The sequence below is a fragment of the Pseudomonas brenneri genome (assembly GCF_007858285.1).
In the GTDB taxonomy this organism is placed as follows: domain Bacteria; phylum Pseudomonadota; class Gammaproteobacteria; order Pseudomonadales; family Pseudomonadaceae; genus Aquipseudomonas; species Aquipseudomonas brenneri.
The window spans coordinates 141,843-154,814 of sequence record NZ_VFIL01000012.1 but is presented as its reverse complement, the minus strand read 5'-3'; the positions used below and the strand labels follow the sequence as shown (position 1 = coordinate 154,814).

The following is a 12,972-nucleotide window of genomic DNA, read 5'->3' as shown; positions in this document are numbered from 1 at the left end:
TGAAACGATGCATCGCCGATGGTAGTGTGGGGTTTCCCCATGTGAGAGTAGGTCATCGTCAAGATTAAATTCCGAAACCCCAATTGCGAAAGCAGTTGGGGTTTTGTTTTGGGCGCTCGGAAAGGGGCTGCTACAAGCTTCAAGTTTCCAGCTGCAAGATTCCAAGCCCAACCCATACTCTCCCTTGCGCTTGCAGTCGGCTCATCCCGACAAATTTGCACAGTTATTTCTGAGCCAGAACACTAGAATAGGCACCTGATCATTTTAGACTTAGAGCCCTATATGTCCGACCCGGTTGATACCCCCCAGGTGTCCGACCTACCGCTGGAGGACCTGGTTGCCTGTCATGAGTGCGACTTGCTGATGCGTAAGCCAGAGCTTGCGCACGGTGAAAAGGCCCTGTGCCCACGCTGTGGTTATGAGATGTACGCCCACCGCTACAATGTCGTCGAGCGCAGCCTGGCCTTGGTGATCGCGGCGTTATTGCTGTACATCCCGGCGAACTTTCTACCCATCATGCAGCTCAATCTACTCGGGCAGACTGCTGAAGACACGGTCTGGAGTGGCGTAGTCGCCCTGTTCAATACAGGCATGCAAGGCGTCGCCGTGGTGGTGTTCCTGTGCAGCATGGGCATTCCGTTGCTCAAGTTGCTGTGCCAACTGGCGGTGTTGCTCAGTATTCGCTGGAACGTAGGTCGCAGCTATGGCCTATTGCTATATCGCATTTATCACCATATGCGCGATTGGGGGATGCTTGAGGTCTACCTGATGGGTGTGCTGGTCGCGATCGTGAAACTGGCCGGCATGGCATCCCTGAGCATAGGCCTGGGATTGGCCTGCTTTGTCAGTCTGTTAATGGTTCAGGTTCTGTTGGAGGTTGTCATGTCACCTCATCAGATCTGGCAAGCGTTGTCAGGGGAGGACGAACATGCGGGCGATTGATGCAGGCATTCTGATATGTGGCGAATGTCACGAACTCAACAGGCAGGACCCGGATACCGGCGAGCAAACCTGTACCCGTTGCGGCGCATTGGTCCACGCTCGTCGTCCGAACAGTTTGACCCGCACCTGGGCTTTACTGATTACCGCTGCGATTCTGTACATTCCGGCCAACCTGTTGCCTATCATGACGATCAACTCTATGGGGCAGGGTGCCCCGAGCACCATCATGGCCGGCGTGATCGATCTGGTGCATTACGGTATGTTCCCAATTGCCACTGTCGTGTTTGTCGCCAGTATTCTTGTGCCAACCTTCAAGCTGGTGGGCCTCGCGTTGTTACTGCTCTCGGTACAACGTCACCAGCCGCTTTCTGCCCGACAACGCATTATCATGTACCGCTTTATCGAATTTATCGGTCGCTGGTCCATGCTGGATATCTTCGTGATCGCCATTCTGGTAGCGGTCGTAAATTTTGGGCGACTTGCCAGTATCGAGGCCAATCTCGGTGCCGTGGCGTTCGCCAGTGTGGTGATTTTGACGATGCTTGCCGCAGTAACTTTCGATCCCCGACTGATTTGGGATAACACGGAGTCGGACGACGACCATGACTGATTTGCCAAAGGCTAAAACCCGCCCCGCTTCGAACTGGTCGGCCATTTGGGTACTGCCGTTGATCGCCCTGGTGATCGGCGGCTGGCTCGGATGGCGTGCCTACACCCAGACGGGCATCGAGATCCAGGTTCGCTTTGAGAGCGGTGAAGGCATCCAGGTCAACAAGACCGAAGTGGTCTACAAAGGCATGCCCGTGGGCAAGGTCACGACCCTGGCCCTGGATGACGAGGGCAGCAATCGCGGGGTGATTGCCACCATCGAGATGAACAAGGATGTCGAGCAGTACCTCAAGGCCAATACGCGCTTCTGGCTGGTCAAACCGAGCGTCAGCCTGGCCGGGATTACTGGCTTGGAAACCCTGGTTTCGGGTAACTACATCGCCGCTAGCCCCGGCGACGGCGAGCCCACGCGCAAGTTCAAGGCGCTCTCCGAAGAGCCACCTTTATCCGACGCCAAGCCCGGCCTGCACCTGACCGTCAAGGCCGAGCGGCTCGGCTCGCTCGACCGTGGCAGCCCGGTGTTCTACAAACAGATCCAGGTCGGCCAGGTCAAAAGCTACCTGCTGTCCGCTGATCAGAACACCGTCGAGGTAAAGATCTATATCGAGCCGACCTACGCCAACCTGGTGCGCAAACATACGCGCTTCTGGAATGCCAGCGGCATCAGCATCGACGCCAACCTGTCCGGGGTCAAAGTGCGCAGCGAGTCCCTGGCGAGCATTGTCGCCGGTGGTATTGCCTTCGCCACGCCGGAGAATCGCAAGGACAGCCCGCCCACCGACCCGAGCCTGCCGTTCCGCCTATACGAAGACTTCGATGCCGCCGCAGCGGGCATCCGCGTCAAGGTCAAGCTCAGTGACTTCGAGGGCTTGCAGGCCGGCCGCACACCCGTGATGTACAAAGGTATCCAGGTCGGCAGTCTCAAGGCCCTCAAGGTCGACTCGGACCTGTCCAGCGCCAGCGCCGACCTGACCCTCGACCCATTGGCCGAGGATTACCTGGTAGAAGGCACCCAGTTCTGGGTGGTCAAGCCGTCCATTTCCCTGGCGGGCATCACTGGCCTGGAAGCGTTGGTAAAGGGTAACTACATTGCCATCCGCCCCGGCGACAAAGGCGCCAGCCCGCAACGCGAGTTTGTCGCCCGGCCCAAGGCGCCACCGCTGGACCTGCGCTCCCCAGGCTTGCACCTGGTCCTGCTCACCGAGAGCCTCGGCTCCCTGGAGGTCGGCAGCCCGATCCTCTACAAGCAGGTCAAGGTTGGTTCGGTACAGAGCTATCAGTTCTCGCGCAAGCGCAAGCAACTGGTGATCGGCGTACATATCGAGAAGGAATACGAAGGCCTGGTCAATGGCTCCACACGATTCTGGAACGCCAGTGGCGTGACCCTGACCGGCGGCATCACCGGTGGCATCCAGGTCAAAAGCGAGTCTCTGCAAAGCCTGATGGCCGGTGGTATCGCCTTTGAAACCCCAGAGCCGAATGTGCCGCTGAGAAATCGCATTCCGCGTTTCCGCTTGTTTGCCGATCACGAAGCCTCCAGCCAACGTGGCACCCTGATCACCATCAAGGTGGACCGCGCCGACGGCCTGCGCATCGATACGCCGATTCGTTTCAAAGGCCTGGACGTAGGCAAGATTGAAAGCGTCGACCTGAGCGCCGACATGCAGTCGGTGATGCTCAGCGCACGTATCACTGAGGTCCCTGAGCGGATCGCCCGTGCCGGCAGCCAGTTCTGGGTGGTCAAGCCCGAGTTGGGGCTGATGAAAACCGCCAACCTGGAAACCCTGGTCACTGGCCAGTACATCGAGGTTCTGCCCGCGGTGAAAAGCACCGGTCCGCAAAAGAACTTCGTGGCCCTGGCCCAACCACCAGAAACCAACGTGCAGGAAGCCGGCTTGAGCCTGGTACTCAGCGCCGCCCGTCGTGGTTCGTTGAAAGTCGGCGTGCCAGTCACCTACCGTGAAGTCACCGTGGGCAAGGTCACGGGTTACGAGCTGGGCAAGACCGCTGATCGCGTGCTGATCCATGTGCTGATCGAGCCCAAGTACGCACCGCTGGTTCGCGGTGGCAGCCGTTTCTGGAACAGCAGTGGCTTCGGTCTGGACTTCGGCCTGTTCAAAGGCGCGACGGTGCGCACCGAGTCTTTGGAAACCCTGATTCAGGGCGGAATCGCCTTTGCTACTCCGGACGGCGAGCGCATGGGCAACCCGGCGCTACCTGAGCAGACGTTCCCGCTGTTCGACAAGTTCGAAGACGAGTGGTTGATCTGGGCGCCGAAGATTCCCCTGGGTAAATAAATCCAGGCGCCACAAAAAAGGCCGCGATCCAAAAGATCGCGGCCTTTTTGCATTTCAGTACAGCCGATCAGACCTCATCCAACTCCGGCTCAGCCGCCTGCACATTCACCGTCGCCTTCACCACATCATGACGACGGATGTACTTCCAGTCCGCCTCATCAATGTAGATCCCGTTCGGTCCGCTGCCACCTTCCAGGTCGATCGCCACCTGGGCGGAAACCTGTGGCTTCACACTGGCCAGGATCGGCACGAAGCCCAGTTGCAGGCTGGTTTCCAGCAAGGCTGCCTGGTTCTTCTCGTCGATATCCGCCGCCTCATCGAGGTAGTACGGCAGGCGCACGCGACCGGCCTGGTCGCGGTCCATCAAGTGCAACAACAAGTACATGTTGGTCAGCGCCTTGATGGTCATGGTGGTGCCGTTGGATGCAGCACCGTCGATATCGGTATGAATCACCGGCTGGCCATTGACCTTGGTAATCTCGAACGCTAGTTCGAACAGATCCTTGAGCCCCAACTGGTTATGGTTGGCAGCCACCAGGCGCGCCAGGTACTCCTTGGCCTCTTCGTTCTTGTTGTCCTGCTCGGCGCTTTGGCTGAGGTCGAACACCGACAGAGTCTCGCCTTCCTCATACTGACCGGCACTGTGGATGATCTGGTCGATATGCTTGAGCGCTTCCTTGTTCGGCGCCAGTACGATACGGAAACTCTGCAGGTTGGACACCTGGCGTTTGTTGATCTCGCGGTTGAACAGTGCCAACTGGTGCTCAAGGCTGTCGTAGTCACTGCGAATGTTGCGCAACGTCCGCGCGATATCCGTCACTGCCGCACGGCGCGCCTTGCCCAGGGTCAGGGCCTCATCGGTACGGTGCGCGTAGGCGTTGATCAACAGGTGCAGGCGACGCTCCATATCGTCTTCGCTGTCGAACTTGGCCACGCCCTTGAGGCGCACCTGAGCGTACAGCGCCTCAATCTGCCCGTCAGCGCGCAGCAAGCCTTGCCAGCTGTCCTGATAATCGTTGAGCAGCGGCAGCAGGTTATCCATGGAATCGTCGACCGGATCCATGAACGGCGTGCCGAACGGCAAGTCGGCCGGCAGCAACTGGCGACGGCGCAGCGCGTCATCCAAAGTGCGTTGCTTGGCTTCCATGTCGCCGATCTGTCGGCCGACCAGTTGCAGCTTGGCCGACAGTTGCTGGACACGCTCGGTAAAGGCATCGCTGGAGCGTTTCAACTCGTCCTGCGCAGCTTCCATCTGCGCCAGGTTTTCCAGCTTCTCGCCTTCCTCGGCGCTCAGGGTCTGGCTGCGGCGGAAGTCTTCCAGGGCTTTCTGCGCATCCAGTACCTGCTGGTACAGCGCTTCAGTCTGGGTCTTGCTCGCCGCCCGGTCAGAGGCCACGGCTTGCTGGGTCTTGAGTTGCTTGAGTTCTTTTTCCAGGCGCTCTTTCTGGTCGCGCAATGCCGCACGATCGGCCAGGGCCTGCAATGCCGGTGGCTCGATGTGCGAGATGTCGATGGACAGCCCCGGCACTTCAAAGCGCTCGCCGGTGAAGCCATCAAGGATCAGTTCCAGGGATTTGACCCACTGGCCGTCTTCATCCAGGGTGATGCCATGTTCGCCCAGTGGCAGGCTGAACAGCGAACTGTTGAACAGGCGCATCAGACGCTCGACGTCCTGCTGTGAGAATTCTTCCCGAAGTTTGGCGTAGCTGTTGTTGTCGGCGTGATCGAGTTGCTGCTTGACCGACTTCAGGCGTTTTTCCAGGTCGCGCAGGCGCTCATCCAGATCTTCGGCGCTGAACTGTCGCGACTGCGCCAGGGCGCCGGCCAGTTCGTCGTGCGCATCCTTGGCCGCCAGCAGTTGCTGCTCCAGGACCTTGACGTCATCGACCAGCGCAAAGCGATGCTTGAGCACCGACAGCTCGCCCAGCCAGCGTTGAATACCGCTGATTTCCCGCTCCAGGCGCATCAGTTCCTGGGTGCCACCGCGCTGATCGTTCTGCAGTGCATCCTGCTCGTTGCGGTAATGTTCAGCCTGGATCGTCAGCTCTTCCTTGCGTGCACTGGCGTAGTCCGACCAGGTGCCCAGCAGCGAATCGAGCAATGGCGACAAACGGTGCAGTTTGCCGCGCAGGACTTCGCGCTGCTTCACCCCGTTGGAAAGCGCTTCCACCAGAGGGCCCGCAGCGACCAGGGAGTTGTAGTCCTGCTCCATGCGCCGCACATCGCGGAAGGCTTCTTCGCACGCGGCGATGTAATCCACACTGCCCGAGCGCAGGCTGTGCTCGAACGCATCAAGGAACAGTTGCTTGAGCTTGGCCGCAGTGATTTCGCGCATGTGCAGCAGGTTGATAAACAGCGCGCGGAAGGTCTTCAGGCTCTGCTCGCTGGTGGAGCGCAGCGGAATCAGGGTCAGGTCCAGCGGGATCGAGGTATGCCCGCCGACCAGCAAGCGGCGCAGTTCATCGGGCTTGAGTTCATAGGCTTTCAGGCCTTCGCGCTCAAGGTTGGTGAACAGTTCTTTCTGGCGCAGGCAGGTATCGTTCTTCTGATAGTGGGCCAGGTCCAGTTTGCCGGCGTAGGCAAAGAACTGGTGACCGAAACCACCGCCCGGGCCGCGACCGACCACACCGATTACATGGGGGCCATGGGGCAGGGATACTTCGACGAGGATATAGCTGGTGTCGGTGGCAAAGTAGAAGCGTCGCGACTGTTCCAGGGTGTACTTGCCGAAGCTCATGTCCGACATGCGCGCCAGGATCGGGAACTGCAAGGCGTTGATCGATGCCGATTTACCGAGGTTGTTCGCGCCATACACCGACAACGGCTCTTCCAGCGGGAACAGGCCCAGGCTGTAGCCGGCGGTGTTCAATAAGGCGAAGCGGCGAATGCCGTAGCGTTCCTTGCTCATGCATCGGTCTCCTGTTCTTCGGCAATGGCGCGGGCCAGGGCGTCTTCTTCGCTGTCATCGGCAAAGTCACTGAGGTCCAGCGGGTCATCGGTCTGCAGCAGTTTTTCATCGCTGTCTTCGTCGATGATCACCGGCGCCGGCAACGGCAGCACGCTGTGCACGCTGGCCGCCAGGTCGCGGTCGGCCTGGACCGACAGGCACACGTCGAGGAAACGGTGCATCGGCGGCAGGAAGCGGTAGACGCCGTTATCTTCACTGGCAAAGCCGAGCTGGGTCATGCGGCGCATGATTTTTTCTTCCAACTCTTCCTGGGTCTGCACTTCGGCCTGGATAAACAGGTCGCGGTATTTCTCCAGCAAGGAGGGCAACTCATCGCGGCCCAGGCTGCCACCATCCAGCACGGCAATCGGGTCGCGGCCCTGGTCGGCCAGGTGTTCGACGATGATGAAGGTGAACAGTGCCAGGCGCTGTGCGGTCTTGTTGACCTGCGCGGCAGCGACGGCGGTGTCCGGCACGAAGTAGTAGAAGCCACGGGTATCGCACACCAGCTCAAAGCCCAGGGCCTTGAACAGCGTGCGGTACTGGTCCTGGAAGTTCGACAGTTGTGCGTACAGCTCCGGGTCGCGGCGGCTGACGTGGTAACCCTTGAACAACTCGCGAAAGATCGGCGCCAGTTGGGACAGTTCGGATAGATCAAGATGCATGAGGGGTGCTCGCAGAGTGCTCGGCCGCGTCAGTGGCCGGGAGCAGGGCGAATGAGCGCAGGCTGACCTGATGCTCGTGAGTATGGTAATCCTGGCGTTCCAGGCGCTCGCGCTTGAAACGCTTTTCCCGCGACAGGCGCGAGAACCAGTACAGCAACTCGTCGGTGGCACCGTCCGGTTCCTGTTCCAGCAGCCAGGTCATCAGGTCCGGCATCGGCAGGGCGTCTTCGCAACGCTCCAGCATCTCCTTGACCGTACGCGGCGCACGCTGGGCTTCGCCCTTGTGGGATTTGTGGGCCTTGGGGAAACGCGCAGGTTTTGGTTCGAAGTTTGCCAGGGCATACACATAAGCCTCCACCTGGCTGGCACTGCCGAGGAAGGTACTTTGCGGCCGGGTAAACATTGGCATCGCCGCTTGCGGCACGGCGTCCAGGCCCTTGCGCCGGATCGCCGACAGAGCCAAGGCGGCGCCACGGGTCACGGCGTTGTGCCGGCGTGCTTCTTCACGCAGCGGCAGCAGCAGTTCCCGGGCATGACGCAAGGTCAACTGGGCGCTGGTCTGCATTTCGAGGATGCGCGCGTGGGTGCGCAGCAACATGTCGTCATCCACCAGGTGGCCCAGGCGCTGCTGCTCGGTGAGCATGCGCAGCAGCACGTTTTCCACCTTGCGCACGCCTTGCTCGAAGGCGCCGTCGGCGTTCACCAGTTGAATCATCGGCTCGACGTACTCGTCCCAGGTCGCCAGGACCTCGGCATAGCGCTGGCGCAACGGGATCTGCCGGTCGCTGGTCTTGGCGCGGTCGGCTACGGCCGCGAGGGCCTGTTCGTCGTTGGCGAGTTTTTTCAGCACGTCACGCACGCGCATGTCCAACAGCCGCAGTTGACGGGCCAGGTCATGGCCGTCGCGGATGTCGAAGGCGTCCTGGATATAGCCGGCCAAGCGCTCAAGATGGCGCAGGTAGGCTTCGATTTCCAGGCACAGGCCTAGCCGGTGCTCCTTGCGAAGATAGGCCAGGAAGTCATGGATCTGCGCATTGAGCTCGAAACGGTTCGGGCTCTTGGCGACAGGTACCAGGATATCCAGGCGAATCCACACGTCCAGCAGGCTGGTGATGTCCTGTGGCGTGCTGTCCAGTTGTTGGGCCGCCAGTTGCGCGCGCAACTCGCCAAGGCTCAGGGTGCCTTGGTCAAAGTGTTCGCACAGTGGCTCAAGCAGGGCCCAGTGTTCGGCGAGGGCGCGCAAGACGCGCTTGGGTTCGATCATCGGAATGGCCGGCTGGTTGGCGATTAAAAGCAGCGATTGTACTGCATCAGGCGCGGGATTTATCCACAGCCGGTCAGGGCGCGTTCGCGATGGACACTCAGGAATGCAGAGAAAAGCATCAACGGTGGGCGATCGTTGCCGAAGGGCGGTAGAATCTGCGCTCTTTAGTTATCCACAAGTGGCCGAGCCTTGCTTATCGAGTCCCGACGTCGCGCTTACTTGACCGCCATGCAGGTGGTCAACTGGCTGCCGCGCACCGAATTGCCCTTTGCCGCACCGTCGCGGCCCGAACTGCTGCAAGCGCTGGAACCGTTCGAGCCGTTCGACGCTTCGGGCGAGGAAGCGGCGGCGCCGGTTGCGGTCGTCAAGCCCACGACTGAAGCGCCCGTGCGCCCATCGGAGCGGGTCAAGATCGAAGTGCCGCGCCCGTCAGCGGCGCCCAAGGTCGCGGCAGTGGCCGACGATGCCCCGGCGCCGGTCGCCAAGGCTGCGGTCGTACCGCCGCCACGCTTTGCCCTGCAACTGTTGCGGGCCGGGTGCTGTTTGTTGTTGGTGGAGTTGCCGACCGGCGAACGTTTCCAGGCCCGCGACCCTGCCTATCTGCTGCTCAAGGACATGCTGCGCGCCGCCGGCCTGCCCGACAGCCCGCAGATCGTCGGCGAGCCGGTGCGCTGGCCGTTGCTGGTGCGCGGCAATATGGACCAGGGCCCGGACGCCGCGCGTGACTTCGTGCAAGGTTTTGTCTCGGCGCGCCTGGAAGATGAACCTTGTGTCTGCCTGTGGCTGATCGGCCTGCCCGCCGTGCGGTTTGCCGGTGAGGCGAATGCCGAGGCCTGGTACCGCGAGCTGCAGATCGACGGCCTGGGCTCGGTCTGGGCCTTGCCGGGCCTGGAATTATTAATGGAAGAGCCACAGCGTAAGGCTGATGTCTGGCAAGCCATGCGCCGGCTGATGGCGCGCTGGAAAACAACCGATGAGTGAGGCTTTATCCTTCCGCCCGATGATCGAGGCTGACCTCGATGCCGTGCTGAAAATCGAATACGCGGCGTTCAGCCACCCCTGGACCCGTGGCATCTTTCTCGACGGGCTGGGCAAGTACCAGATCTGGCTGATGTTCGAAGGCGAGCAGCAGGTAGGCCACGGCGTAGTGCAGATTATCCTCGATGAAGCGCATTTGCTGAACATCACCGTCAAACCGGAAAACCAGGGCCGTGGCCTGGGCCTGGCATTGCTGGAGCACCTGATGTCCAGGGCGTATGCCGCCAGCGCGCGGGAATGCTTCCTGGAAGTGCGCGACAGCAATACCGGCGCATTCCGCCTGTATGAACGCTACGGCTTCAACGAAATCGGCCGCCGTCGCGATTACTACCCGGTTGCGGGTGGGCGCGAAGACGCAGTGGTCATGGCCTGTACCCTGGTCGACTGAAACAGCATCCCCTGTAGACAGGGCTTGTGTGGGAGCGGGCTGTTTTTATCATCACCTTCAGCCTTTTTGGCGTCGTAATTGCTCATGCTGTCGGGGTTATAGTGTGCCTATCTACCCCCGAGCGTGACCTCGACGGGTGGTCGTCTGTCATACCTGCGCATGATTCCTGAGGCTGACCTGATGAACGAACTACAAGACCTGCTTGATAACAACGAACGCTGGGCGGATGCGATCAAACAGGAAGATCCCGAATTCTTCGCCAAGCTCGCCCGCCAGCAGACCCCGGAATACCTGTGGATCGGCTGTTCGGACGCACGGGTGCCGGCCAACGAGATCGTCGGCATGTTGCCAGGCGACCTGTTTGTACACCGCAACGTGGCCAATGTGGTGCTGCATACCGACCTCAACTGCCTGTCGGTGATCCAGTACGCCGTGGATGTGCTCAAGGTCAAACATATCCTGGTCACCGGCCACTACGGCTGCGGCGGCGTGCGTGCCTCGATGCAGGACCGCCAGTTCGGCCTGATCGACGGTTGGCTGCGTTCGATCCGCGACCTGTACTACGAGAACCGCGAAGTGCTGGCCCAGTTGCCCACCGAAGAGGAACGCGTCGATCGCCTGTGTGAACTCAATGTCATCCAGCAAGTGGCCAATGTCGGTCACACCAGCATTGTGCAGAACGCCTGGCACCGTGGGCAGAGCCTGTCGATCCACGGTTGCATCTACGGGATCAAGGACGGTCGCTGGAAAAGCCTCAACGCCACCATCACCGGGTTTGAGCAACTGCCGCCGCAATACCGCCTGCGCCCGATAGAGGCCATTTAATAGCGCTTGCGCTGGCGCCACTGTTCCATGAACAACTGGCCCTCGGCGTTCAAGGGCTCTTTCATGCCGGTGATCCAGCCCCGGCAGTTCCCGGCGCCGCAGCGGCATGGGAACTGCTGGTGCAGCACGTCTTCGGTGGTGGCGTAATCCATCGTCAGCAGGGTGCCGGGGCGGATGGCCTGGATCGACCATAGCTCCAGCTCGCTGATGTCGAGAAACACATTCGGGTCGCACGAATGCAGGAGCAGGCCGCTGAACCACGGGTCGTACAAGTGGATGCGCGAAGACACTTGCAGCGTATGCAAGCGCCGTTCACCTAGGGCGTGCCCGGAAATCCTGGCGATGCGCACGCGGCTGTCGAAGGCGACCTTGGCCTTGATCCCGGTTGCGCGACCGTTCCTGGTGCGTACCACCTCGAAGTGTCGGGGCGAGGGGTAGCCGTTTTTGGCCAGCAGGGTTGCGAACGGATAAAGACAGTCACTCGCAGCAACTGGCACCTCGTCCATGGCCTGGGTTTTCATAGGACTCCTTGTCGGGCTGCATCGACCTCCTGGTGGTGATATGACTGCCAGTCGTACAGCAAATGGGCACGACCCAAGATTTACGCAAGTGGACGCCGATATCTACTGTCAAATCTGACAGTGAATATCGGCGTTTTTTGTGTAGAGCCAATGGCGCGGTTAAAGGGCGGGCGCTGCGACAGAGGCTTCTGGCATGGGGCTTTTCAGGCGCTTGAGCTGAGTCCTGACCGACGGAGTCGTGCATTTTTCCTTGGCCTGATCAGGGGATAACTCGCGAACCGAGGTGTAGAACAGTTCGCAGGTCTGCTCGTTGCGCGTGACCTGCCAGGTCTTCATGCAGCCCTTGAGCAACACATTGGGGTCGCTGGCGGGTTTCTGGCCCATCCCGGCCTGCCAGCAGGCTGCGCTCAAGTCCTGGGCCATGACTTTCAAGCCGGCCTCGTCGGCTTTCTGTTCGTCACCGTCGTAGCTGTCCGGGTTGGCGGCGTACCAGATGTAACTGGGGTGATTGGCCCCCAGTACCGCGACTTTGCTGTCTGGCACCGGGTTGATCTGCGCCAGGCCCAGGACCCCGACAGTTGTCCCGTATTGTTGCTTGACCCAACTGCGCACCGGCGCGCCAAAGGCCAGCATCGGCAGTGAACCGCTGGGGTGCAGGCTCAGTTCCCTGACGATACGTGTCTGGTACTCGGTGAAATAGCCATAGACACCTTCCAGGTCCTTGCCGGCCGATGAGGGCGCGGCAATCGGCGCAATATCGATGATGGTCTGGTATTCCGGGGTCTGGGTCGCGGGTATACCGTTGGCGGTCAGTAACGTCGCCCAACGGTCGGTGGTGGCTGATTCCAGGTAGTCCTGGTAATGGGTCAGGGAATAATCCGGCGGGAAATGCATCAACTCGATGCTCTTGCGGTTTTCCAGGGCCATGCCCAGTGGCAGGAACAGGTACCAGCTAAATTGCCATTTGCCATCACGGTTCAGCCGGCTGGCGCCCTGGTAGGCCAGGTCAGCGGTGTTCAACAGCGAGGTCAAGGACTGGCCATAGCCATCGGGTACGCCGGTAAAGTGGGCCAGCACCTTATCCTCGTTGGCCTTCACACTGACGCGGGCCCGGCTGTAGCCGTCGCGCTGCAAACTCTGGTTGAGGTAATGCTCAACCGTCTGTTCCAGGGTCCATGGGCGAAAGCAGATCACACTGCAATTGTTGGGGTAGGCGAACAATTGCGTGACTCGTTGCGCGGTGCCCAGATCGAGTTCGACATCGGCTTGTAAGACCGTGCTCACAGTAAGTGCGACAAAGGTGAAGGACAGCCTGGTCGATTTAAACATGTGTGTTTCCTTGTCAGCTAAAGCCCGTCTGCGCGGGATGAATGCCTACCCTCACACAGTAGCGGCTGACCGGGAAAATGCGTCGGGAAATGCGGTTTTTTGCAGGGAGCGGTGAAATGCTGCGTATTGCTCAGGTTGCCATGAGCT

At 60.3% G+C, this 12,972-nt stretch carries 11 protein-coding genes; 6 read left to right on the top strand and 5 right to left on the bottom strand.

Annotated features, from left to right (window positions below; translation table 11 throughout):
* Nucleotides 1–282 precede the first annotated feature (282 nt).
* From FJD34_RS23695 to FJD34_RS23685, 3 genes are read left to right on the top strand one after another with little or no spacing between them, the layout of a single operon-like run.
* Nucleotides 283–942 carry a paraquat-inducible protein A gene (locus FJD34_RS23695; protein ID WP_032859853.1) on the top strand — a complete coding sequence of 220 codons (660 nt, stop codon included), beginning with the start codon at nt 283–285 and terminating at the stop codon, nt 940–942.
* Nucleotides 929–1,552, top strand: coding sequence for a paraquat-inducible protein A (locus FJD34_RS23690; RefSeq protein WP_032859855.1), 624 nt, complete (start codon nt 929–931; stop codon nt 1,550–1,552). The genes FJD34_RS23695 and FJD34_RS23690 overlap by 14 nt, the downstream gene beginning before the upstream one ends.
* Entirely contained in the window at nt 1,545–3,848 is a 2,304-nt protein-coding gene (locus FJD34_RS23685) for a PqiB family protein (RefSeq protein ID WP_032859857.1), read from the top strand. Before FJD34_RS23690 ends, FJD34_RS23685 begins: the two co-directional genes overlap by 8 nt.
* A 67-nt stretch (nt 3,849–3,915) precedes the next feature.
* Here the strand turns inward: FJD34_RS23685 and mksF are convergent, their stop codons facing one another.
* Genes mksF through mksB form a run of 3 tightly spaced genes read right to left on the bottom strand, consistent with a single transcriptional unit; the run spans nt 3,916 to nt 8,724 of the window.
* Complete coding sequence (gene mksF / locus FJD34_RS23680; protein ID WP_032859858.1) at nt 3,916–6,756, bottom strand: Mks condensin complex protein MksF; 2,841 nt, start codon at nt 6,754–6,756, stop codon at nt 3,916–3,918.
* On the bottom strand, nt 6,753–7,460 hold the full coding sequence (gene mksE, locus FJD34_RS23675) for an Mks condensin complex protein MksE (protein WP_032859860.1): 708 nt from the start codon (nt 7,458–7,460) through the stop codon (nt 6,753–6,755). Before mksE ends, mksF begins: the two co-directional genes overlap by 4 nt.
* On the bottom strand, nt 7,450–8,724 hold the full coding sequence (gene mksB / locus FJD34_RS23670) for an Mks condensin complex protein MksB (RefSeq protein ID WP_032859862.1): 1,275 nt from the start codon (nt 8,722–8,724) through the stop codon (nt 7,450–7,452). Before mksB ends, mksE begins: the two co-directional genes overlap by 11 nt.
* A 228-nt stretch (nt 8,725–8,952) precedes the next feature.
* On the opposite strand from mksB, the gene FJD34_RS23665 reads away from it, so the two are divergent.
* From FJD34_RS23665 to can, 3 genes are all read left to right on the top strand, one after another.
* Complete coding sequence (locus tag FJD34_RS23665; protein WP_090292978.1) at nt 8,953–9,705, top strand: energy transducer TonB; 753 nt, start codon at nt 8,953–8,955, stop codon at nt 9,703–9,705.
* The gene (gene rimI / locus FJD34_RS23660) at nt 9,698–10,150 is read left to right on the top strand and encodes a ribosomal protein S18-alanine N-acetyltransferase (protein WP_032859866.1); all 453 of its coding nucleotides are present in this window, start codon (nt 9,698–9,700) and stop codon (nt 10,148–10,150) included. Before FJD34_RS23665 ends, rimI begins: the two co-directional genes overlap by 8 nt.
* Before the next feature lie 180 nt (nt 10,151–10,330).
* Nucleotides 10,331–10,975: a carbonate dehydratase gene (can, locus tag FJD34_RS23655; RefSeq protein WP_029295821.1), complete on the top strand. Its 645-nt coding sequence runs from the start codon at nt 10,331–10,333 to the stop codon at nt 10,973–10,975.
* On the opposite strand, the gene FJD34_RS23650 is transcribed toward can, so the two are convergent.
* Together FJD34_RS23650 and FJD34_RS23645 are read right to left on the bottom strand one after the other, a co-directional pair.
* Nucleotides 10,972–11,496: an SET domain-containing protein gene (locus FJD34_RS23650; protein ID WP_032859868.1), complete on the bottom strand. Its 525-nt coding sequence runs from the start codon at nt 11,494–11,496 to the stop codon at nt 10,972–10,974. The genes can and FJD34_RS23650 overlap by 4 nt on opposite strands.
* A 159-nt stretch (nt 11,497–11,655) precedes the next feature.
* Nucleotides 11,656–12,825 (bottom strand): hypothetical protein, encoded by a 1,170-nt coding sequence (locus FJD34_RS23645; protein WP_032859870.1) that lies wholly within the window; start codon nt 12,823–12,825, stop codon nt 11,656–11,658.
* Nucleotides 12,826–12,972: the final 147 nt, after the last annotated feature.

Bases quoted from the DNA above. Each gene is read 5' to 3' on its own strand.
- can (WP_029295821.1), top strand. From the start codon at position 10,331: ATGAACGAACTACAAGACCTGCTTGATAACAACGAACGCTGGGCGGAT.
- mksE (WP_032859860.1), bottom strand. From the start codon at position 7,460: ATGCATCTTGATCTATCCGAACTGTCCCAACTGGCGCCGATCTTTCGC.
- rimI (WP_032859866.1), top strand. From the start codon at position 9,698: ATGAGTGAGGCTTTATCCTTCCGCCCGATGATCGAGGCTGACCTCGAT.
- mksF (WP_032859858.1), bottom strand. From the start codon at position 6,756: ATGAGCAAGGAACGCTACGGCATTCGCCGCTTCGCCTTATTGAACACC.
- FJD34_RS23690 (WP_032859855.1), top strand. From the start codon at position 929: ATGCGGGCGATTGATGCAGGCATTCTGATATGTGGCGAATGTCACGAA.
- FJD34_RS23695 (WP_032859853.1), top strand. From the start codon at position 283: ATGTCCGACCCGGTTGATACCCCCCAGGTGTCCGACCTACCGCTGGAG.
- FJD34_RS23665 (WP_090292978.1), top strand. From the start codon at position 8,953: ATGCAGGTGGTCAACTGGCTGCCGCGCACCGAATTGCCCTTTGCCGCA.
- mksB (WP_032859862.1), bottom strand. From the start codon at position 8,724: ATGATCGAACCCAAGCGCGTCTTGCGCGCCCTCGCCGAACACTGGGCC.
- FJD34_RS23645 (WP_032859870.1), bottom strand. From the start codon at position 12,825: ATGTTTAAATCGACCAGGCTGTCCTTCACCTTTGTCGCACTTACTGTG.
- FJD34_RS23685 (WP_032859857.1), top strand. From the start codon at position 1,545: ATGACTGATTTGCCAAAGGCTAAAACCCGCCCCGCTTCGAACTGGTCG.
- FJD34_RS23650 (WP_032859868.1), bottom strand. From the start codon at position 11,496: ATGAAAACCCAGGCCATGGACGAGGTGCCAGTTGCTGCGAGTGACTGT.